Source organism: Thiomonas bhubaneswarensis, from assembly GCF_001418255.1.
GTDB lineage: Bacteria > Pseudomonadota > Gammaproteobacteria > Burkholderiales > Burkholderiaceae_C > Thiomonas > Thiomonas bhubaneswarensis.
Genome location: NZ_LIPV01000004.1, coordinates 242,208 through 261,480, shown reverse-complemented (window position 1 = coordinate 261,480; position 19,273 = coordinate 242,208). Strand labels below are relative to the sequence as shown.

At 65.7% G+C, this 19,273-nt stretch carries 16 protein-coding genes; 11 read left to right on the top strand and 5 right to left on the bottom strand.

Annotation, left to right across the window (positions count from 1 at the left end):
• Positions 1 to 10 precede the first annotated feature (10 nt).
• The 8 genes from ASC45_RS07270 (at position 11) to ASC45_RS07235 (ending at position 12,330) form a co-directional block, all read left to right on the top strand.
• Positions 11 to 1,141 (top strand): flagellar basal body P-ring protein FlgI, encoded by a 1,131-nt coding sequence (locus ASC45_RS07270; RefSeq protein WP_055450369.1) that lies wholly within the window; start codon positions 11 to 13, stop codon positions 1,139 to 1,141.
• Positions 1,142 to 1,149: 8 nt separating this feature from the next.
• Entirely contained in the window at positions 1,150 to 2,211 is a 1,062-nt protein-coding gene (gene flgJ, locus ASC45_RS07265; protein ID WP_055450368.1) for a flagellar assembly peptidoglycan hydrolase FlgJ, read from the top strand.
• Positions 2,212 to 2,250: 39 nt separating this feature from the next.
• Positions 2,251 to 2,649, top strand: coding sequence for a hypothetical protein (locus tag ASC45_RS07260; protein WP_055450367.1), 399 nt, complete (start codon positions 2,251 to 2,253; stop codon positions 2,647 to 2,649).
• Positions 2,650 to 2,684: 35 nt separating this feature from the next.
• Positions 2,685 to 4,694: a flagellar hook-associated protein FlgK gene (gene flgK / locus ASC45_RS07255; protein WP_055450366.1), complete on the top strand. Its 2,010-nt coding sequence runs from the start codon at positions 2,685 to 2,687 to the stop codon at positions 4,692 to 4,694.
• Between the two features lie 11 nt (positions 4,695 to 4,705).
• Complete coding sequence (gene flgL / locus ASC45_RS07250) at positions 4,706 to 5,959, top strand: flagellar hook-associated protein FlgL (protein WP_055450365.1); 1,254 nt, start codon at positions 4,706 to 4,708, stop codon at positions 5,957 to 5,959.
• Positions 5,960 to 5,963: 4 nt separating this feature from the next.
• Positions 5,964 to 10,193, top strand: coding sequence for a glycosyltransferase (locus ASC45_RS07245; RefSeq protein ID WP_055450364.1), 4,230 nt, complete (start codon positions 5,964 to 5,966; stop codon positions 10,191 to 10,193).
• Positions 10,194 to 10,299: 106 nt separating this feature from the next.
• Positions 10,300 to 11,580 carry an EAL and HDOD domain-containing protein gene (locus ASC45_RS07240; protein ID WP_055450363.1) on the top strand — a complete coding sequence of 427 codons (1,281 nt, stop codon included), beginning with the start codon at positions 10,300 to 10,302 and terminating at the stop codon, positions 11,578 to 11,580.
• 9 nt (positions 11,581 to 11,589) lie between these two features.
• Positions 11,590 to 12,330, top strand: a complete 741-nt coding sequence (locus tag ASC45_RS07235) for a flagellar brake protein (protein WP_055450362.1) — start codon at positions 11,590 to 11,592, stop codon at positions 12,328 to 12,330.
• A 1-nt stretch (position 12,331) separates the two neighbouring features.
• Here ASC45_RS07235 and fliW read toward each other — a convergent pair whose 3' ends face one another.
• The 5 genes from fliW to ASC45_RS07210 form a co-directional block, all read right to left on the bottom strand.
• Positions 12,332 to 12,871, bottom strand: coding sequence for a flagellar assembly protein FliW (gene fliW / locus ASC45_RS07230; protein WP_245609986.1), 540 nt, complete (start codon positions 12,869 to 12,871; stop codon positions 12,332 to 12,334).
• Positions 12,868 to 13,107, bottom strand: a complete 240-nt coding sequence (locus ASC45_RS07225; protein WP_055450361.1) for a carbon storage regulator — start codon at positions 13,105 to 13,107, stop codon at positions 12,868 to 12,870. Before ASC45_RS07225 ends, fliW begins: the two co-directional genes overlap by 4 nt.
• Before the next feature lie 35 nt (positions 13,108 to 13,142).
• Positions 13,143 to 13,562, bottom strand: coding sequence for a flagella synthesis protein FlgN (locus ASC45_RS07220; RefSeq protein WP_055450360.1), 420 nt, complete (start codon positions 13,560 to 13,562; stop codon positions 13,143 to 13,145).
• A gap of 29 nt (positions 13,563 to 13,591) precedes the next feature.
• Positions 13,592 to 13,942 (bottom strand): flagellar biosynthesis anti-sigma factor FlgM, encoded by a 351-nt coding sequence (gene flgM / locus ASC45_RS07215; RefSeq protein ID WP_055450359.1) that lies wholly within the window; start codon positions 13,940 to 13,942, stop codon positions 13,592 to 13,594.
• Positions 13,943 to 14,115: 173 nt separating this feature from the next.
• Positions 14,116 to 16,209 carry an EAL domain-containing protein gene (locus tag ASC45_RS07210; RefSeq protein ID WP_245609985.1) on the bottom strand — a complete coding sequence of 698 codons (2,094 nt, stop codon included), beginning with the start codon at positions 16,207 to 16,209 and terminating at the stop codon, positions 14,116 to 14,118.
• A 193-nt stretch (positions 16,210 to 16,402) separates the two neighbouring features.
• Here ASC45_RS07210 and ASC45_RS07205 point away from each other — a divergent pair, with 193 nt between their 5' ends.
• Genes ASC45_RS07205 through ASC45_RS07195 form a run of 3 tightly spaced genes read left to right on the top strand, consistent with a single transcriptional unit; the run spans position 16,403 to position 19,271 of the window.
• Positions 16,403 to 16,774, top strand: coding sequence for a response regulator (locus tag ASC45_RS07205; protein ID WP_055450358.1), 372 nt, complete (start codon positions 16,403 to 16,405; stop codon positions 16,772 to 16,774).
• The gene (locus ASC45_RS07200) at positions 16,771 to 17,286 is read left to right on the top strand and encodes a protein phosphatase CheZ (protein WP_055450357.1); all 516 of its coding nucleotides are present in this window, start codon (positions 16,771 to 16,773) and stop codon (positions 17,284 to 17,286) included. The genes ASC45_RS07205 and ASC45_RS07200 overlap by 4 nt, the downstream gene beginning before the upstream one ends.
• 17 nt (positions 17,287 to 17,303) lie before the next feature.
• Complete coding sequence (locus ASC45_RS07195) at positions 17,304 to 19,271, top strand: chemotaxis protein CheA (protein WP_055450356.1); 1,968 nt, start codon at positions 17,304 to 17,306, stop codon at positions 19,269 to 19,271.
• Positions 19,272 to 19,273: the final 2 nt, after the last annotated feature.

Genomic DNA, 19,273 nt, shown 5'->3' with positions numbered 1-19,273 from the left:
CCTTTCTTCCATGAACACCCCTGCATTGCGTTTCCTGTCGCGTCTGGCCCTCTCAGGCCTGGTCCTGCTCGCGGCCACGCTCGCCCCCGCCCAGGCTGCCGCCATCCGCGACCTCACCAGCGTGCAGGGCGTGCGCGTGAATCAACTCGTCGGCTACGGCCTGGTGGTGGGCCTCGGCGGTACCGGCGACCAGGCCACGCAGGTGCCCTACACCACCCAGTCGCTGCTGTCGATGTTCCAGCGTCTGGGCATCAACCTGCCGCCGAGTGTGGCCTCCAATCTGCAACCGAAAGACGTCGCCGCGGTGATGATCACCGCCAATCTGCCGCCCTTCGCGCAGCCGGGCCAGCAGATCAACATCACCGTCTCCGCCGTGGGCAACGCCTCCAGCCTGGCGGGTGGCACCCTGCTGATGACCCCGCTCAAGGGTGCCGACGGCCAGACCTATGCCGTGGCCCAGGGCAATGTGGTGGTCAGCGGTTTCGGCGCGTCTTCCGGCGGCAACAGCACCCAGGTCAACTTCCTCACTGCGGGGATGATCGCCAACGGCGCCACGGTGGAGCGTGCCGTGGCGAGCAATTTCGACCAGTCCGGCCCGCTGCTGCTCTCGCTCAACACCCCCAGCTTCGGCACGGCCAGCCGCGTGGCCGACGCCATCAACCAGCGTTTCGGCGCCGGTACGGCCACGGCGATGAACGCCGGGGTCATCCAGGTGCTGGCGCCGCTGGCCGCGGGCGAGCGCACGGCCTTTCTCGGCCAGATCGAGGCGCTGGACGTCTCGCCCGAGTCGCCGCCGGCCAAGGTGGTTATCGATGCCCGCAGCGGCACCGTGGTGCTCGGCCAGAACGTCACCCTGGGCGCCTGCGCCGTGGCCCACGGCAACCTCTCGGTGACCATCAACACCCAATACGAAGTCAGCCAGCCCAACCCGCTGGGCGCTGGCCAGACCGCCGTCGTTCCCAACACCACCGTGAAGGCCAAGGCGGACAAGGCCAATCTGCTCATGTTCAAGCCCGGCGTCACGCTCGAAGCCGTGGTGCGGGCACTCAACGCCGTGGGTGCTGCGCCGAGCGATCTCATCGCCATCCTGCAGGCGATGAAGGCTGCGGGCGCCCTGCACGCCCAGCTCGACGTGATTTGAGACTGACCATGGCGCTCGACCCCACATTGCCCGCCGTGCCCCTGCCCCCCAGCGGCAACGCCGCCAGCAACAGCCTGTCGTTTCAGGGGCTGAACCAGCTCAAGGCCACCGCCGAGGCCAATCCGCGCAGTCCGCAGGCGATCAAGGCAGTGGCGCAGCAGTTCGAGGCACTGCTGATGCAGCAGATGCTCACTGCGATGAACGCCACCAGCCTGGGGCCTGACATGCTGGGCGACACCTCGGGGCCGATGTTCAGGTCGATGTTCAACCAGCAGCTCGCCACCACGCTCAGCCAGGGCCAGGGCATCGGCCTGGCGAGTTTCATCGCCCGCGAACTGTCCAGCCGCTACGGCGCCACCTCGCCCGGTGCCCATGCCGCCGAGGCCAACGCGGCGGCGCTTCCCTTGAGCGCCAAGAGCAACGCCACCCTGCCCGAGCCGCTGAGTCGCTATCGGCAAAACGCCCTGCCCGCCTTGCCTGCCCTGTCGGCTGCGTCGGCGACCCTGCCCGCCACCGCGCCGACCGGCACGGCGGGCGCAGCAGCGGCGGCGCCTGTCGCCACGCAGAGCCAGACCGACAAGACTGCCGCCGACCAGGCCCGCAGCTTCATCGCCAGCATTCTCCCCAGCGTGCAGACTGCGGCGAAACAGCTCGGCGTGGCGCCGGTGGCCATTCTGGCGCAGGCGGCGCTCGAAACCGGCTGGGGAAAGCACACGCCGGGGAACAATGTCTTCGGCGTCAAGGCCGGCGGGGCTTGGGTCGGCGGTACGGTGCAGACGCTCACTCGGGAATTCCAGAACGGCGTCGCCACCGTGGGCGCGGCCGCCTTCCGCGCCTACCAGAACGTGGCCGACAGCGTGGAAAACTATGCCGCCCTGCTCTCGCGCCCGCGCTACCAGTCGGCCAGGGGTCAGGGCAACGACATTTCCGCCTTTGCCTCGGCGCTGCAGCGCAGCGGTTACGCGACCGACCCCGATTACGCCGCCAAGATCGTGGCCATCGCCCGCAGCCCGCGCATGCAGCAGGCCTTGGCTCAATTGGGCATGGGCTCAAGTCTCGACGCCCAGTGACGTTAGAACTCATACTTCCTGCGTCCGCCCCCTGCAGCCATGAACCCGCCCTCGATTCCCCAAGACGAACGCCAGCTCGTCGCCGCGCTGACCGAAGTGCTGCGTCAGCAGCGACAGGCGCTGGTGAACACCGGCACCGAGGGTGCCCTGCCCGTCACCCCCATCTGGGAACCGCTGATTCAGGCGCTCGATCAATTTGCCGAACGGCGCCGTTCGGCTGACCCGGCGCTGGACCGATCGCCCGAACTGACCGCCGAAGTCACCGCCTTGCGCGACGAAACCCTGGCGCTGCAACACACCCTAGGCGTCTGGAGCGCGGCGCTGCAGCAGGCCATCACCCAATCGCAGCGCCAGACGGCCGAACCCACCTATGGGCCGACGACGGGCGCTTCCAAGGCCTACGGCAGCGCGCAGCGCCAGACCCTGGGCCGCGGCTGATCGGCACCGCCCCAACCCCAAGCGCAGGAACGGACATGTCAGGAATCAGCGGACTTCTCAACAATGCCCTCACCGGCCTGCAGGCGGCCCAGTCGGCGCTGCAGGTCACGGGCAACAACATCGCCAACGTCAACACCCCGGGCTACAGCCGCGAGACCGCGGTGCAATCGTCGCTCACGCCCAGCCTGTATGGCGGGCAATATCTGGGCAACGGCACCCAGATCGAGGCGGTCACGCGCAGCTACAGCGCCTACTTGCAGTCGCAGGTCTGGAGCACCACGGCAACGGCCAGCGGCGCGCAGACGCTCAACACCCAGCTCCAGTCCATCGTCAACCTGGTGGCCGGCGCCAATGCCGGACTGAGCACATCGATCAACCAGTTCTTCGCCAGCGGGGTGGCGCAAGTTGCCGCCAACCCGTCGGACATGCCATCGCGGCAGAATCTCATCAGTCAGTCGCAGGCGCTGGCGCAGACCTTCCAGACCTCAGCGCAACAGTTGCAGGACGCCGCCAGCGGCGTCAATCAGCAACTTCAGCAGAGCGTCACCGCCATCAACAGCCTGACGCAGCAGATCGCCAAGCTCAACGTCCAGATCAATTCAATGTCGGGCACCGGCAGCACGCCCAACTCGCTGCTCGACCAGCGCGATCAGCTCGTCACCCAGCTCTCGGCGCAGGTCGGCGTGACCGTGCTGCCGCAGGACGGCAACCAGATCAATGTGTTCACCGGCAACGGTCAGGTGCTGGTGGCCGGCGCCCAGTCTTTCGACCTGAAAACGGTCTCCAACGCCTACGATCCCTCCCAGCTTGAAGTGGCCTACTCCGCCAATGGCGCGGTGCTGTCGCAAGGCCTGCAGGGCGGCGCGCTGGGCGGTCTGCTGGATTTCCGCAGCCAGGTGCTGCAACCCGCGCAGAACGCGCTCGGCCGCATCGCCGATGGTCTTGCGGCCGCGATGAACAGCCAGCAGGCGCAGGGGCTCGATCTCAACGGTCAGTTCGGCGCACCCATGTTCCAGGGTGGGCCGGTGCAGGTGCTGGCGAATTCGGCCAATACCAGCGGCGCCATCATCAGCGGCAGCGTGGTCGATGTCAACGCGCTCACCACCGCCGATTACAAACTGGCCTTCGACGGTAGCAACTGGACGGCGACCAACCTGTCCACCGGCAAGGCGGCCTCGATCACCTCTGGCGTATCGGGCGGCAGCACCACCCTGACGTTCGACGGGGTGCAGATTGCGGTATCGGGTGCGCAGGCGGGTAACACCTTTCAGGTCCAGCCCACGCGCTACGGTGCGCTGAATTTCCAATCCACCCTGACAGACCCGGCCAAGATCGCCGCGGCCTCGCCCTATGTTTCCAGCGCCGGGCAGATGCAGTCGGGCAGTCTGGTCAATACCAACCTGGGCAATCTCACTTTGTCGGCGGGGTCGTACAGTAGCACGCTACCCTCTGGAAGCATCCAGGTTGCCGGTCTGAATCTTGGCAACACGAGTTCACCACCGTATGTGCAAGTCACCCTCACCAGCGGTGGCACCAGCGGCAGCGTGGGCTTTGAGGTCAGCTCCGGCGGCAGCGTGCTCGCCACCGGCAGCGTGGCCCTCGGCACCAGCGGCCAGGTGCTGTCCATCCCCTACGCCAGCACGCCTCCCGGCGGCTACTGGAACGTCACCCTGGCCGGCAGCACCGCCGTTTCGGGCGATGCCTTCACCCTGAGCCCGGCCCAGGGCGGCGATGGCGGCAACGCGCAGGCCATGGCCGCGCTGCAGACCGCCAAAACGCTCGACAAGGGCACCACCTCGCTGGAGGGCGCTTATTCGCAACTCGTCGCCCAGGTCGCCACGCAGGGCAGTCAGGCGCAGAGCGCGCTCAGTGCCGCCACCTCGGTCGCGGCGCAGGCCACGGCGGCGCAACAATCGGTTTCCGGCGTGAACCTCGACGAAGAAGCGAGCAACCTGATTCAGTATCAGCAGGCGTATCAGGCTGCGGCCAAGGCCATTCAGGTGGGCAACAGCCTGTTCACCTCGCTGCTGCAGGCCGTGCAGTAAGGAGCGTTCCCATGCGCATCAGCACCTCACAGTTCTATGCCGCCAGCCTCACCGGCATTCTCAATCAGCAAAACACGCTCAACACCCTGAGCCAGCAGCTCTCCACGGGCAGCACCCTGGTCAACCCCTCCGACCAGCCGGTCGCCGCGGCGCAGAATGTCTCCCTGACCGGGCAGATCAACCGGCTGGCCAACTACACGCAAAACGGGCAGAACGCCCAAAACGCCCTGCAGCTCGAAAGCGCCACGTTGCAAAGCGTCACCACCCTGGTCAGCCAGGCACGCCAGCTCGCGGTGCAGATGAACAACGGCACGGTCAATTCGCAGGATCTGCAAAATGCCGCGACCACCATGCAGGGCTATCTGCAGCAACTCGCCCAATACGCGAACACCCAGGACGGTCAGGGCAACTACCTGTTCGCCGGCAGCAAGAGCGCAACACAGCCCTTCACCCTGCAGGCCGACGGCACGGTGCTCTATCAGGGCGACGGCGGGCAGAACCAGCTCGCGCTCGGCCCCAGCCTGAACACCCCCATCTCCGACCCCGGCAACGCGCTGTTCATGAACGCCCGGGCCGGCAACGGCACTTTCGTCGTGGGCGCCTCGGGCAGCAACACCGGCGGGGCCACGGCGGGGCCGGGCACCGTCAACAACACCGCCCTGGCGCAGCAAACCCTGCTGGTGGATGGCACGCAATATCAAATCACCTTCAGCGGCAGTGGCAACAGCATGAGCTACGCGGTGAGCAGCGGCACCGGCGGCACGTTTTCCTCCAGCCCGATGGCCAGCGGCGCCTTCACCCCCGGCATGAGCATCGGCCTGCCGCCGGGCGCAACACCTGCAATCACCGTACCTATCGTCGGCATCCCGGCGGCGGGAGACAGCTTCACCGTCAGCGCCTCGGGGCCGCAAAGCCTGTTCCAGACCTTCCAGGCTTTGGCGCAGGCCTTCTCGGCTTCGGCGCAGACCTCGGGCTCCAACGCCCTGCGCGCCCAGTCCACCAGCAACGCCCTGGCCAGCCTCGACCAGAACCAGACCAACCTGCTCAGCGCCCAGGCGAGCATCGGCAGCCGCCTGCAGCAGGTGCAGGCCGTGCAGACGCAGAACGCCAGCCTCACGCTGCAACTGCAAACCCAGCAGACCCAGCTCACCAGCATCAATTACCCACAGGTCATCACCGACTACCAGGCCAGCCTCACGGCACTCCAGGCTGCGCAAAAAGCCTTTACGCAGGTGCAGGGGTTGAGTTTGTTCCAGTATCTTTGATCTCATGCGTACTGCCCGTCATCTCTGGGAATCGCTTGATACGCCCGAACCCACTGAAGTCGGCGCTTACCACAGCAATCCTCGCGCCGATCTCCTTGCCCTGCTGCGCGAGCCACCCAAGCGAGTCCTCGACATTGGTTGCGCCTCTGGCGCGATGGGCGCTTATCTCAAGCAAACCTTTCCGAACGTCGAGCTGTGGGGCGTCGAAAGCAATGCAGATGTAGCCCCCCTGGCGCAGGCGCACTATCACAAGGTGATTTCGGGTCTCCTGCAAGATATCGATCTTGCCGCGCATGGATTGAAGAAGGGCAGTATTGACACGCTTGTTCTGGCCGATGTCCTCGAACACATGCCCAATCCGTGGCGCACCCTGGATGCGCTGCGTCATTGGCTGACGCCTGACGCCCAGGTTCTCGTCAGCCTGCCCAATGCCCGTAACCTGTGGCTGATCGACCAACTGGCGCAGGGCAACTGGACTTATGAGCCATCGGGCATCCTCGACATCACCCATTTGCGCTTTTTCACGCGTGAAGAGGGTCGACGCATGCTCGAGCAAACAGGCTATTCAGTCGAAGCCGTGGCCTACGGGCCGGACAGCCGCTTTTTTCAGATCGCGCATCCCAAGGCATTTCCAGCGGACGTTCAGACCGACCGACTGGTTCTCAAAAGCCTCAGCGCTGACGACTATCAGCAACTCATCAGTCTGCAGATTTTTTACCGGGCGCAACCCAACTCTGCCAAACAGGTCACCGCAGACGAAGCAGGAGGCAATCAAGGGATAGAAAATTCGGCCGAATCCATGCGACTGCTGCATGAGGGCAAGCCTGGTGGAATCGGCACCGCCGTCCTGCTGCACCTGTATTACCCCGACCTGTGGCCCGAGTTTCAGGCTTTCCTCAAGACCCTGCCGCCGCCCTGCGATGTCTATATTTCCCTGAGCGAAGGCCGCGAAGAGGTACTCGCCGACATCGTGCGCGACATGCCCGAGGCGGTGGTCATTCGCCACCCCAACCGCGGACGCGACATTGCCCCGCGCCTTGCCCTGCTGCGCATGGCCCGGCAGCGCGGCTACAGCCAGTTGCTGTTTCTGCACAGCAAAAAGTCGCCGCATCTGCGCGAGGTCGAAAACATCCACATTCCCTTTCTGCAGCACAAGGACGGCAACCGATGGCGGCGCGAGCTGCTGGCCGATCTGCTGGACGCCGCGCCGCGCACGCTGGAGGCGTTTGCGCAGCAACCCCGGCTGGGACTGGTCGGCCCGCGCGGGTTCTGGCTCAGCTTGCGTGGCGACGCCAACTTGGCGCGGCTTGCCGCCCTGTCGCAGCGGTTCGGGCTCGTCCCAGACCTGACGCGGCACGGCTATTTTGCCGGGTCGATGTTCTGGTGCCGACCACAGGCGCTCGATCCTCTGCTGGCTCTCGACCTCAAGCCTGCAGACTTCGACGACGAGACGGGCCAGACCGATGGAACCCTGGCGCATGCGGTCGAGCGTCTGTTCACCCTCAGCGCCGAACGCGCGGGGTTCGAAGTGCGCGACACCGCAGGCGCCCTCATGGCCGCCCCGCCACGGCAGACCTTGCCGTGGATGCCCGAAGGCCGCTGGCTACCGCACGAGCGCGAATGGGCGCAGCAAGCCCTGGCCCATTGGCGCACCGACACGATGGCCGCCCCCCGCATCGCCCTGGCGCTGATGCCCAACGACGCACTGTCGGCGCAGCCCACGCGTGACAGCCTGGCCGGGCAATGGCTCGCGGCCCTCCCCCCGTGCGAGCTTCCCTTGCCTGCGAGCGGAGCCGACTTGTTGGCCCCGGCAAACGACGCGCTGCGGCAAAGCAACGCCGACTGGCTCGGCCTCATCGACGCGGGCGATCAGCTTGCGCCGGATGCGCTGTTTCGCATCGCCCATGCGCTGCGGCAAAACCCGCATTGGCAGATCGTCTACACCGACGAAGATCAGCTCACCGCGGACGGCCAGCATCTTCACCCCCATTGCAAGCCTGACTTCAATCTCGACTATCTGCGCAGCCTGCCCTATGTCGGCGGGCTGCTGCTGATCCGTCGCGATCTGTTCGAAGCGCTGGGCGGGTTCGATCCGCAGTCCGAAGGCGCCGAAGACTACGACCTGCTGCTGCGTGCCTGGGAGCATCTGCAGCAGACCGGCGCCGGGGAAGCCGCCATCGGCCATGTGCCCGAAGTGCTCTACCACCGGCTGCAAGGCTCGGGGCATACGCAGAAATCGGTGCCCGAAATCCTGGAAGCCGGGCAGCTGGCGCTGCAGCGCCATTTCGACCGCCTGGGCATCGCCGCGCAGGTGCAGGCCGGGCCCTTTCCGCCGTCGTTCCGCGTGCGCTGGCCGCTGCCCGAGGTCAAGCCGCTGGTGTCCATCCTCATCCCGACGCGCGACCAATTGCCGCTGCTGCAGCGCTGCGTCGAATCGGTGATCGAGAAGACCAAGTATCCGGCCTATGAAATCCTAATCATCGACAACGACAGCCAGACGACCGAGGCGCGCAACTACCTTGCCGCCATCGAAACCAAGGAAGCCGAGCTCGGCGGCCGTCTGCGCGTGGTTCGCCAGCCCGGCCCGTTCAACTTCTCGGCGATGAACAACGCCGCGGCACGGCTGGCGCGAGGCGACTATCTGCTGCTGCTCAACAACGACACCGCCGCGCTGCACGACGACTGGCTGGACGACATGATGGGCCACGCGGTGCGGCCGGATGTGGGCATCGTCGGCGCCAAGCTGCTCTATCCCGACGGCAAAATCCAGCACGCGGGCGTGATTCTGGGCATGCGCGGTCCCGCCGAACACCCCTTCATCGGTCACCCCCCGGAAGATCGCGGCTATTTCGGCCGTGCCCAGCTCACGCAGAACCTCTCGGCCGTCACCGGCGCCTGCATGCTCATCCGCAAAAGCGTTTATGAGCAGCTTGGCGGTCTGGATGAACAGGCTTTCAAGGTTTCCTACAACGACATCGACCTGTGCCTGAAAGTGCGCGAAGCCGGTCTGCGCATCGTGTTCACGCCGTATGCGCTGCTGATGCACGAGGGTTCGGCCAGCCAAAAAGAGAGCACCGAGAGCAAGCCCGACGAAGCCAAGCTCAAGCGCTTCGCCGCCGAGAAAAATGCGATGTACGCCAAATGGCTGCCCCAGCTCGCGTTCGACCCGGCTTACAACCGCCATCTGAGCCTGGCCAGCACCGACTTTCTGCTCGAAGACCAGCCGCCTCTGAGCTGGGATCCGGCCTGGCGCCCACGGCCGCGGGTGCTGGTGCATCCGGCCGATCGTGACGGCTGCGGCGAATACCGCATCATCGCGCCGATGCGTGCGCTCAACCGCGCCGGGCTCACCCAGGGCTGGGAAACCATGCGTCTGTACGAGCCCGCCGAAATGCAGCGCATGCAGCCCGACAGTCTGGTCGTACAGCGACAGATGGAATGGCCGCAGATCGAGGCGCTGGAGCGCCACGCCCGCACCAGCCGTGCGTTCCGCGTGTTCGAGATCGACGATCTCATCACCAATCTGCCGCACAAGAGCGTACACAAGAGCACCATCCACAAAGACATCGCCAAGCGCTTCCGCAAGGCCGCGAGCCTGTGCAACCGGCTGGTCGTGGCCACCGAGCCGCTGGCCAAGGCCTATGCGCATTTCACCGATGAGGTCGTGGTGCAGCCCAACTATCTCGAAGCCGCGCGATGGGCGCATCTTCAGCCCGCGCGTGCCGAGCGCAGCAAGCCCCGCGTCGGCTGGGCCGGCGGCGTCGGCCATACCGGCGATCTGGAACTGATCGTCGATGTGGTGCGCGATACCGCCGCCGAGGTCGATTGGGTGTTCTTCGGCATGTGCCCCGAATCGCTCAAGCCCCTGGTCAAGGAGTTCCACCCCGGCGTGCCGCTCGACCAGTACCCGGCCCGGCTTGCCGCGCTCGACCTCGATCTGGCCGTGGCCCCGCTGGAAGACAACGCTTTCAACGAAGCCAAAAGCCATCTGCGCCTGCTGGAATACGGCATCCTCGGCTACCCGGTCATCTGCTCCGACCTCGTCCCCTATCAGGGCGACTTTCCCGTCACCCGCGTGGCCAACCGCTACCGCGACTGGATACGCGCGCTGCGCGAAGCCGTGTCCGACCGCGCGGCGCTACGCGCGCAGGGCGATGCGCTACGCGCCAAGGTGCTGTCGGATTGGATGATGGAAGACCATTTGGATACCTGGCTCAAGGCGTGGCTGCGCTAGGGCTCACCCGCCTGCGCAGACTCCATATCTTTTACACCACACTGCCCGTTTCATTCCATAGGTCGCTGCTAGCATCGAAGCCACGCCAACGGCCTTGTCTTCAGCCATGACCAGTTCCACGACCACACCAGAAATCGCGCCGACCACTGCGCCGAGCGCCACCATGCAAGTTCACATCGCGCGGCAGCCCATCGTCGACCGCAAGCAGCAGATCGTCGGGTATGAGCTTTTTGCGCGGGAAAGCGGCACCGCCGATCGCGCACCCACCCAGCACAGTGCGGAATCCGACAGCGTGCTGCTGTTCAACGCCCTGTCCAACATCGGGTCCGAAAATCTTTTCGGCGAAAAGCTCGCCTTCATCAACTGCGTGGTCGAAGACCTCAAGGCCGAGCATCTCGACATCGTCTTCCCCGAGCGCATCGCCCTCGAAATTCCGCGCATCTACGGTGACGATGCCACCGGCATCGCCGAAGTCGCCGCAGCGCTCAAGCCCTTGAAGGAACGCGGGTTCCAGCTCGCGGCCGGCCCCTTCGCCGCGGCTTCGATCTATGCCGCCTGGCTGCCTTTTCTCAGCTACATCAAGGTCGACGTCCAAGGCATTTCCGCCAATGTGGCCGTCGCACTGCAGCGCAAGGCCGAAACGCACCGCAACCTCAAGCTCGTGGCCGAAAAGGTCGAAACCCCGGAGCAGTTCAAGACCTACTTCGACGCCGGTTTTCACTTTTTCCAGGGCTATTACTTCGCCCGACCGCAGACCATCAGCGCCAAGGTCATCAATCCCGCGCATGCCAACGTGCTGCAGTTGATGAATCTGGTCATGCGTCAGGCCGAGCTGAATGAAATCGAGGTGGTGCTCAAGCGCGATCCGGCGCTGTCGTTCAAGCTGCTGCGCTACATCAATTCGTCAGGTTTCGGCCTGATGTCGGAGGTGACCTCGTTTCGCCATGCTGCCGCCATCCTCGGCTACAAGAAGCTGTTTCGCTGGCTGGCGCTGCTGCTGGCCACCGTGCCGGGCAATGCCGCGTCGCCCGCCGTGGCGCGCACCGCCATCACCCGCGGCCGCATGATGGAGCTGCTGGCCAAGGACACGCTTTCCGACGAAGACGCCGACAACGCCTTTGTCGTGGGCATTTTCTCCATGCTCGACGTCATGCTGGGCGTGCCCATGGAAAAGGCGCTGGCCGAGATCACCCTGTCCGAACCCGTCGTCATGGCGCTCAAGGACAACAGCGGCGTCTTCGGCAGCTATTTGCAGCTCGCTCGCGCCGTCGAGCAGAGAGACTTTGACAACCTCGACTTTCTCGCTTCGGCGCTGGGCATTCAGGGCTGGCGCGTCAGCTCGGTGCATCTGGCTGCGCTGGCCTGGGTGGAAGAACTCGGTATTTGACAGATCACGATGAAAGAGGTCACCGCCAAGCTGTTCCGCGAGGAATATCAGGTCAGCTCAGAGCAAAAAGCCGATCACGTTCTGCACAAGATCATCGAGCGTCACGAACCGCTGGCCGTGCTGCCGCATGACCGCGCCGAGGAATTCAGCTCCGTCCTGCTCGAAGTCAACCGCAGCAAGCACTGGATGATCATCGACGAGCTCACCCCGGAGGCTGGCAATCGTCGCCTGGAAAACGGCGCACCCTTCTTCACCATTGGGCGCTACGAAGGGGTGTTCGTCGGTTTTCAGTCCAAGCTGATCGAGCGCATCACCTTTGAGGGTTACGGCGCGCTGCGCATCGCCTATCCCGAGCTCATCTATTACCTGCAGCGGCGCAACTTCTTCCGCGTCTCCGTGGCGCCGGGCGATGTCGGCACCGTCGACATTCAGCGCCGCGGGGCCAAGCCGTTGTACGGCCAATGCCACGACCTCAGCGTGAGCGGCATGCGGCTGCTCGTGCCTTCCGCCCTCGACTATGCCCTGACCACGGGCGAATACATTCCTCTGGTGCGTTTCAGCCTTGAAGGGGTGGAACTGGCGGTGGAAGCCGAGGTGCGCTACGTGGGCAACCTGCGCGACACCAGGACACGGCAACCCGTGCGTCAACTCGGTCTGCAGTTCCTGAACATGGCACCGGCCTTCGAGCAGCGGCTGCAGCACTATGTGCAGCGGCGCGACCGTGAACTGCTCAGGGACGCCCGGCGCTGATTCACGCGCCAACCGGGGTCAGCACCAATAATCGCTGCAAAAGATCGGCAGGCAACGCGGCGGCGGCCTGCGGGACGAAGGCACCGTCACCCTCCACCTCGTCGGCCTCGACGATATGCTGCTCGAACTGCCCGGCCTGGGCATCGAACACGAGGGGTGCCTGCCCATGGGCGCGCAAGGGCTGCGCAGGCTGGCCCGGCAGCAGCACCATCACCATGGGCACAGACGCAGCATCGAGCCGCGCGTAGCGCAAGCCGAAATGCGCTGCAGGCGCCAGCAGAAAGCTCACCGCGGCATCGTCGAGCGACTGCAACCACAGAAACGGCTGCTGTTTCTCAACGACGATCAGGGCATATCGCTGCAAGCCCTCGAATCCAGGCAAGGGCGAAGCGCTCAACCAGACCTGATGACCCGAAACCGGCAGCGGCCCGAAGCGCGTCTGAGCCACCTGAGGCGCCGCGTTCTGCGAGGTCGCTATTGGGTCGGACGGCACCTGCTCGCCCGTCTGCGCCGGGGCGAAGGTCGGCATCGGCGGGTTCAAGACGTTTCTCCCTGGGAAGCGGGGTTCACCCATTGGTCGATGGACAGGCCTTGCGGCGCGACCGCAGCCTGATTGCCCTGGAGAATCTGGGCATAGAGTTCTTCACGCAGGATGCGCAGATCTATTGGCCCCTCGATGCCGATGCGAACCTTGCCCGGCGCGGACTGGAGTACGACCAGACGGATGTTGTCCCCGATTCGTATGGCCTCACCGGGGCGTCGCGTCAGAATGAGCATGCATCAATCTGCCAAAGTCCGCGCGAACGCCGGTATCAGGCGCTGACCAGCAACCGGGCCGAACCGCTGCCGGACTGGCCCTGCCCATGAGAGCCATAGAGATCGACGCTGTCGGGAACGCCCCGCAGGATCTGCAGCGCGCCCTCGGTGCTGCGCACCAGCGCCGAGATCATGACCCCGTTGCGCTGGTTCGCCGCCGCAACCTGTCGGGCCAGGGCCTGAACCTGCCCCCACGATGCACTGGCGGCAGCGTCTGCCACCGCCGCGAATTGACGCAGGCGATCGCGCTCGAGCGTCTCGAGCTCGGCCATCAGCGCGTTTTTCCGCTCGGTCAGCTCGGGCAACCGGTCGGCTGCCGCCTGCAGCAGACAGGCGTGTTCTTCCATCAGCAGACGATCGAGCGCGTGCAGCCGCTCGAGCTGCTGGTGAAGAAGGCTGTCGATGGTCTGCGACATGGCCCGGCGTCAATCATTGACACGCAGGCTTATCGGCCCGCGGGCTTGCTGGCGCCGATCAGGGCCTGGCTGTCCTGCAGCAGCCCCTGAGCAATGCGCTGCGGGTCCACGACGTATTGCCCGCTGGCGATGGCGCTGCGCAGTTCGCTGATGCGCGCATCGCTCGCCGGAGGGGTGATGCCCTGGGTACTCGCGAGATGGAGCATCTGCCCGGCGCCTGAAATGGAGACCTGCTCGGTGGACGGCCCAGCGGACGGGTTGGTCTGCCCTGCTTGCCCGGCAGCGCCAGCCGACCCAGCACCAGCTCGGCGCGATGCGGCCGTCGTTCCGCTGGTGGCGGTCGAAGCACTGGAAAGGGAGGCGTTCTGGATGGGAATCATGGTGGCATTCTCTCCTGTTGGAGAGCTCAACGGCACGCTTGAGACGAACTTTAGGGGAAGTGTGACTTTTTTGGCAAACCGGGCCGGAGCCGGTCTGGCGCCATCTTAAGGCCACCCCGAATCGCCCGTCATGGCCGGGTGTCGCTCACCGGCCCGACCCCCGCGCTTGCTGCTCACGCCAATTCGGCACGCACCAGCAGGTCGAGCTGTCTGCGCATGTCCTCCTGCGCCTGGGTGAAGGCGGGCTTGTCCACGCCCTCGGCCAGCGCGTTGATCAGGCGGAGAAAGGCCAGATGCAGCGGGCTCCCCTCAAGCCCTTCACGTTCGATGTAGTCATGCAGCGCGGTCGCGGCACGGGCAGCCAGCGGCAGCACATCAGGCCAGGGGCTCATGTAGGCCAGCCGACGCTCCCACAGCAGGTGGGCGGCGTAGATGCCCAGGGCCGTGCGCGGGTGCTCACGGTCGATGGACAACCGAAAGCCGCGCACCCACTCCACCACCGCGTCGGCCGGCATGGGCCGTGCCAGGCCGTAGCCCTGCCCCGCATCGGCCTGCAGAATGATCGCCGCCTCCACCAGCCCGGGCGATTCCAGGCCCTCGACCACCACGGCGCTGCCCAGATCGTGCGCCAGCCGGGTGAGATGCTGAATGAAATCGAGCGCGCGCCGAGGCGCCTTGCCCAGCCCACCGAGCAGACCCTGATCGATCTTGACCTCGTCGAACGGAAAGCTGTCGAGCCGCAGCAGGGAGCTGTAGCCCGAACCCAGATCGTCTTCCGCCAGCCGCACCCCGGTGGCGCGGAACCGCGCCAGCAGGGCGTCGCGCCGTTCTGATAGGTCGAGGTCGCCGCTTTCGAGCAGTTCCAGGGTGAGCCGCTTCGGGTCTGTGGGATGACTGCGCAGCAACTGCTCGACCCGCTCGACGTAGCGCGCATCGCTCAGCGCCGCGGGCGGCATGTTCACCGACACGTCGACGTCCACGCCCTGCGCGGCCCAGCGATGGCGCGCGAGCAGGGCCTGCTCCAGTCCGCGGCTGAAGAGATGCCACATATCCTTCGCGCCCAGCACCGGCAGAAACTCCAGCGGTGAAATGAGGCCGTCGCCATCCGGCCGCTTCAACCGCGCCAGGGCCTCGAATTTCTCGGGCCGGCCCGTGCCGAGGTTGATGACGGGCTGGTAAAGCATCTGCAGACCACCGCGATCGAGCAGATCGACATAGAACTGCCGCCGCGCGTAGGGCACCACACCCGAGGGACTGCTGGCGTGGCGGGCGAAGGCCAGACCGAGCACTCGCTGCAGATGCTCGACGAACACCCGGCGGTCCGCGCTAGTGAAGAAGCCGGGATAGCTGCTGTACAGATCCATCAGGGCCATGGGCTGGCCCGATACGTCCAGAATGGGAATGGACACGGCGCTGCGTATGCCCAGTTCGCCCGCCAGTTGCTTCCAGGGCTGGATCGCGGGGTCGGTGGCATAAGCCGCGGTGTATTGCACCTCGCGGCTGCGCCAGGCCCGGCCCGAGGCGCCCAGCCCCTGCGCCGAATCGCCGCGCACCGTGGTGCCCTCCACGGCATCGGTGCCGATCCGGTCGAGGTAGAGCGTCTTGAAGCGACTGCCGAAGGCATGCTCGAACTGCAGCACACCCGCCGCGTCGGGCCGACCCAGCGTGCCTGCGACCACGCCTTCGATGTTTTCCAGCGCGCCCAGCACCGAGCGCAACAGATCGCTCAGCGTGTGCGCACTCAGGATGGCCGCGTCGATGCGAGCCAGAGCGGCGTCGAGTTGGCGGCCGATTTCCTCATGCCCCTCGATCTGCCACTGCAATTCGTCCTGCAGCCGCGTGACGAAATAACTCAGCAAGGCCACCCGCTCGGAGGCGTCCACCCGCCCGGCAAAGTGCATGATCAGCAGTCGAGTGTAGAGCCCGAAGGACTCGGTCAGCCAGGAGGCCTCCAGTCCGACGAGCGCATGGACCCGCCCCACATGCCGCGCGACTCTGGCGGCCGCCTCGTTGCGGGGCTGGAACAGGCTGCGCAAATGGCGCTCCTGGTTCTGGCGCAGCCGGGCGAACTCGGCCTCGGACAACAGGTTCAGCACCCGGGCAAAGCGGGGCTGCTTCAACAACTGCTCGTAGAAGCGGTGAATGAAGCTGCCCACGATCGCCTGCAGTTCGGGCTGCACGGCAGCCAGCAAGGCGCGCAAGGCCGACAGTTGCTCGGGCGAGTCGGGCTCCCTGGAGATATTCAACTTTTCATACATGGCCGACATGCTATTGATCTTTCTCAGGCGCCAGCAAGGGTCGTTTCAGCACTGGTTGACCTGAGGCAAATCAGATCGAGATTCGTGATTCGAGGATCGGCCACCGATTCAAGTTCGCCGCTTGCGTGCCGTTACACCATGCGAACGACGAACCTTCGCGAGGCCCACCTTGAAATTCCTGGTTGTTGACGACTTCCCCACCATGCGCCGCATCGTGCGCGGCCTGCTCATGCAGACCGGCTACGTCACCGGCAACATCGACGAAGCGGAGAACGGCGAAGAAGCCTGGCGCCGCCTGCAGGCGGGCGGCATTGAGTTCGTCGTTACCGACTGGAACATGCCGGTGATGCAGGGGATCGACCTGCTCAAGCTCATCCGCGCCAGCGACAACCCGGCCATCCGCAGCCTGCCGGTGCTGATGGTCACGGCCGAGGCCAAAAAAGAAAACATCGTGGCCGCCGCCCAGGCCGGGGTCAACGGCTACATCGTCAAACCCTTCACCGCGCAGACCCTGAAGGAAAAGCTCGACGCCATCATGGCGCGTCTGAACGCGGCGGCAGGAGCCAACACATGAATGCGCAGGCCACCGCGCTGCACAGCCTGACCGAGGCCGACGCCCTGCTGCACGAAGGCGTGCGCCGCATCATGGCCGCCTCCAGCGATCTGCCCGAGGCCAGCCATCCTCTGGAAGAGGCCCTGCGGCTGACCGAGACCCAGGCCATGGCCACGCTCGAAGCCGTGGAGAACGGCTTTTCGGAAATCGCCGCCATCCGCGCCACGCATGGCGGCTTCATCGACGACCGCCTCGACCGGCTCGAACGCCAGTTCCACACCATTCTCGCCAGCCAGCAGGGGCAGGATCTGGCGGGCCAGCGCTTAAAGAAAACCATTCACCTGCTACAGGCCGTCGAACAGCGCATCCGCAACGCGGTGGAACAACTCGGGCCGCATCTTCAGGCCGCGCCAGACGCCCAGACTGCCCCGTCCACCGAACAAGCTGCGCCCCACAACGGCGTGCCCACCTACGCCGGACCCACCTTTGCCCAGGACGACGTGGACGCCCTGCTGCGCGACCTCGGCATCTGAACCCAACGCCCGCCATCATGGACAACGACATCCTGCTGGAATTCCTCGCCGAATCGCGCGAGTTGCTAAGCCAGGCCCAAGATCAGCTCCTGCGCCTGGAGTCCCAGCCCGACAGCCCCGAGATTCTTGGTGCCATCTTCCGGGCCTTCCACACCCTCAAGGGCGGCGCCGGGTTTCTGGAAGCGCAGAACATGGTGGACTGGTGCCATCACCTCGAAGACCTGTTCGACAAGATGCGCAGCGGCAAGCTGCGCGCCACGGCGCCGATGATCGACGCCATCCTGCGCGCCACCGACGTCATCACCGCCATGCTCGACGACATGGCCCGGGGCGAGAATCCGCCTCCTGGCCCGACAGACCTGGGGCAGACCATCCAGGCTTTCGCCCGCGGAGAGACGCCGCCACCCATGGCTGCACCCGCAGAGCCCACACCCTCGCCGCAGGCCCAGGGCAGCGCGCCCAGCGCAGCAACGCAAGGCCTGTGGGTCACCCAGGCCGAGCGCGATGGCGGCGGCACCGGTCTCTACGCCGAGCGCCGCGCTCCTGCCAGCGCCGAAGCCGCAGACAGCGATTCGATCACCCAGGACGAATTCGAGCGCGTGCTCGACGATCTCTATGGCCAGGGCCAGGCCCCTGGTGCCGCACCCATGCCCGCGCCGCCGAAGCCCGCGACGCCTGCCGACGAAATCACCCAGGACGAGTTCGAGCGCGTGCTCGACGCCCTGCACGGCCCCGGCCAGGCGCCGGGCCATACCAGCGCGCCGCCGACCGCAACGCCTCCGAAGACCGAACCCTCTGCCCCGCGCGCAGCAGGCGGCGCGCCGCAGGAGGAAACCTCCATCCGGGTCGATTCCACCCGGCTCGACCAGGCCATGAATCAGGTCGGTGAACTCGTGCTGCTGCGCAACCGGCTGAGCGCCGCAGTCGCCCGCATGGGCCAGGAAGACGAAGCCCTGACCCGCCTGGCTCGCGAGACCGATCTGGCGGTGAACGACCTGCAGAACACCGTCATGCGCCTGCGCATGCAGCCGTGCAAGCGCCTGTTCCAGAGCCTGCCGCGCGTGGTACGCGATGCCTCGCGCAGCCTGGGCAAAAAGGTGAGGCTCGAACTGGAAGGCGAAGACGTGGAGATCGACAAGACCGTGGTCGATGCACTCTCCGGCCCGCTCATTCACCTGGTGCGCAACGCGCTCGATCACGGCATCGAAGACCCCGCCAGCCGCAAGCAGGGCGGCAAGCCCGAAGAGGCGGTGCTGCGTGTGGCCGCACATCACCTCGGCGACAAGGTGCAGATTCTGGTGGGCGACGACGGCCGCGGCATGAATGCGCAGAAGATTCTGCAGCACGCCATCGCCAAGAACGTCATCACGCCGCAGGAAGGCGCCCGCCTTTCCGAGCGCGAAATGCTCGACCTCATCTTCCTACCCGGCTTCTCGACCAAGGAGCAGGTCAGCGAACTCTCCGGCCGCGGCGTCGGCATGGATGTGGTGCGCTCCACCGTCACCTCGCTGCGCGGCCGCATCGACATCGATACCGCCTTGGGCAAGGGCAGCACCATCACCCTGGAACTGCCGCTGACCATGGCCGTGCTGCCTGTGCTCTATTTCCGCCTGCGGCGCGAGACCTACGCCCTGCCGGTGGCCGCCATCGAGAACCTGCTCGCCATCGACCCCGCGCAAGTCCACTCCATCTCCGGCCGGTTGATGGTGCAGGTCGATGGCAGCCGCGTCGTGCCCTACATCGACCTCGGCCACCTGCTGCAGAACCGCCCGATCGACCTGAACAAGGACCAGAGCGAGGGCATTCTGATCGAACAGGGCCTGCTGGTGGTCTCCGAGGCCATGGGCACGGAAGACTCGGTGGTCAAGCCCCTGGACATCTCCACCCAGGACACCCTCTATCAGGGCGCCACGATCTCCGGCAACGGCGAAGTCGTGCTGATCCTCGACGGTGCCGCGCTGGCCCGGGTGCAACGCAAGAGCTGAAC

Excerpts from the sequence above, each read along its gene's own strand:
- ASC45_RS07270 (WP_055450369.1), top strand. The coding sequence starts at position 11 with ATGAACACCCCTGCATTGCGTTTCCTGTCGCGTCTGGCCCTCTCAGGC.
- flgJ (WP_055450368.1), top strand. The coding sequence starts at position 1,150 with ATGGCGCTCGACCCCACATTGCCCGCCGTGCCCCTGCCCCCCAGCGGC.
- ASC45_RS07260 (WP_055450367.1), top strand. The coding sequence starts at position 2,251 with ATGAACCCGCCCTCGATTCCCCAAGACGAACGCCAGCTCGTCGCCGCG.
- flgK (WP_055450366.1), top strand. The coding sequence starts at position 2,685 with ATGTCAGGAATCAGCGGACTTCTCAACAATGCCCTCACCGGCCTGCAG.
- flgL (WP_055450365.1), top strand. The coding sequence starts at position 4,706 with ATGCGCATCAGCACCTCACAGTTCTATGCCGCCAGCCTCACCGGCATT.
- ASC45_RS07245 (WP_055450364.1), top strand. The coding sequence starts at position 5,964 with ATGCGTACTGCCCGTCATCTCTGGGAATCGCTTGATACGCCCGAACCC.
- ASC45_RS07240 (WP_055450363.1), top strand. The coding sequence starts at position 10,300 with ATGACCAGTTCCACGACCACACCAGAAATCGCGCCGACCACTGCGCCG.
- ASC45_RS07235 (WP_055450362.1), top strand. The coding sequence starts at position 11,590 with ATGAAAGAGGTCACCGCCAAGCTGTTCCGCGAGGAATATCAGGTCAGC.
- ASC45_RS07225 (WP_055450361.1), bottom strand. The coding sequence starts at position 13,107 with ATGCTCATTCTGACGCGACGCCCCGGTGAGGCCATACGAATCGGGGAC.
- ASC45_RS07220 (WP_055450360.1), bottom strand. The coding sequence starts at position 13,562 with ATGTCGCAGACCATCGACAGCCTTCTTCACCAGCAGCTCGAGCGGCTG.
- flgM (WP_055450359.1), bottom strand. The coding sequence starts at position 13,942 with ATGATTCCCATCCAGAACGCCTCCCTTTCCAGTGCTTCGACCGCCACC.
- ASC45_RS07210 (WP_245609985.1), bottom strand. The coding sequence starts at position 16,209 with ATGTCGGCCATGTATGAAAAGTTGAATATCTCCAGGGAGCCCGACTCG.
- ASC45_RS07205 (WP_055450358.1), top strand. The coding sequence starts at position 16,403 with ATGCGCCGCATCGTGCGCGGCCTGCTCATGCAGACCGGCTACGTCACC.
- ASC45_RS07200 (WP_055450357.1), top strand. The coding sequence starts at position 16,771 with ATGAATGCGCAGGCCACCGCGCTGCACAGCCTGACCGAGGCCGACGCC.
- ASC45_RS07195 (WP_055450356.1), top strand. The coding sequence starts at position 17,304 with ATGGACAACGACATCCTGCTGGAATTCCTCGCCGAATCGCGCGAGTTG.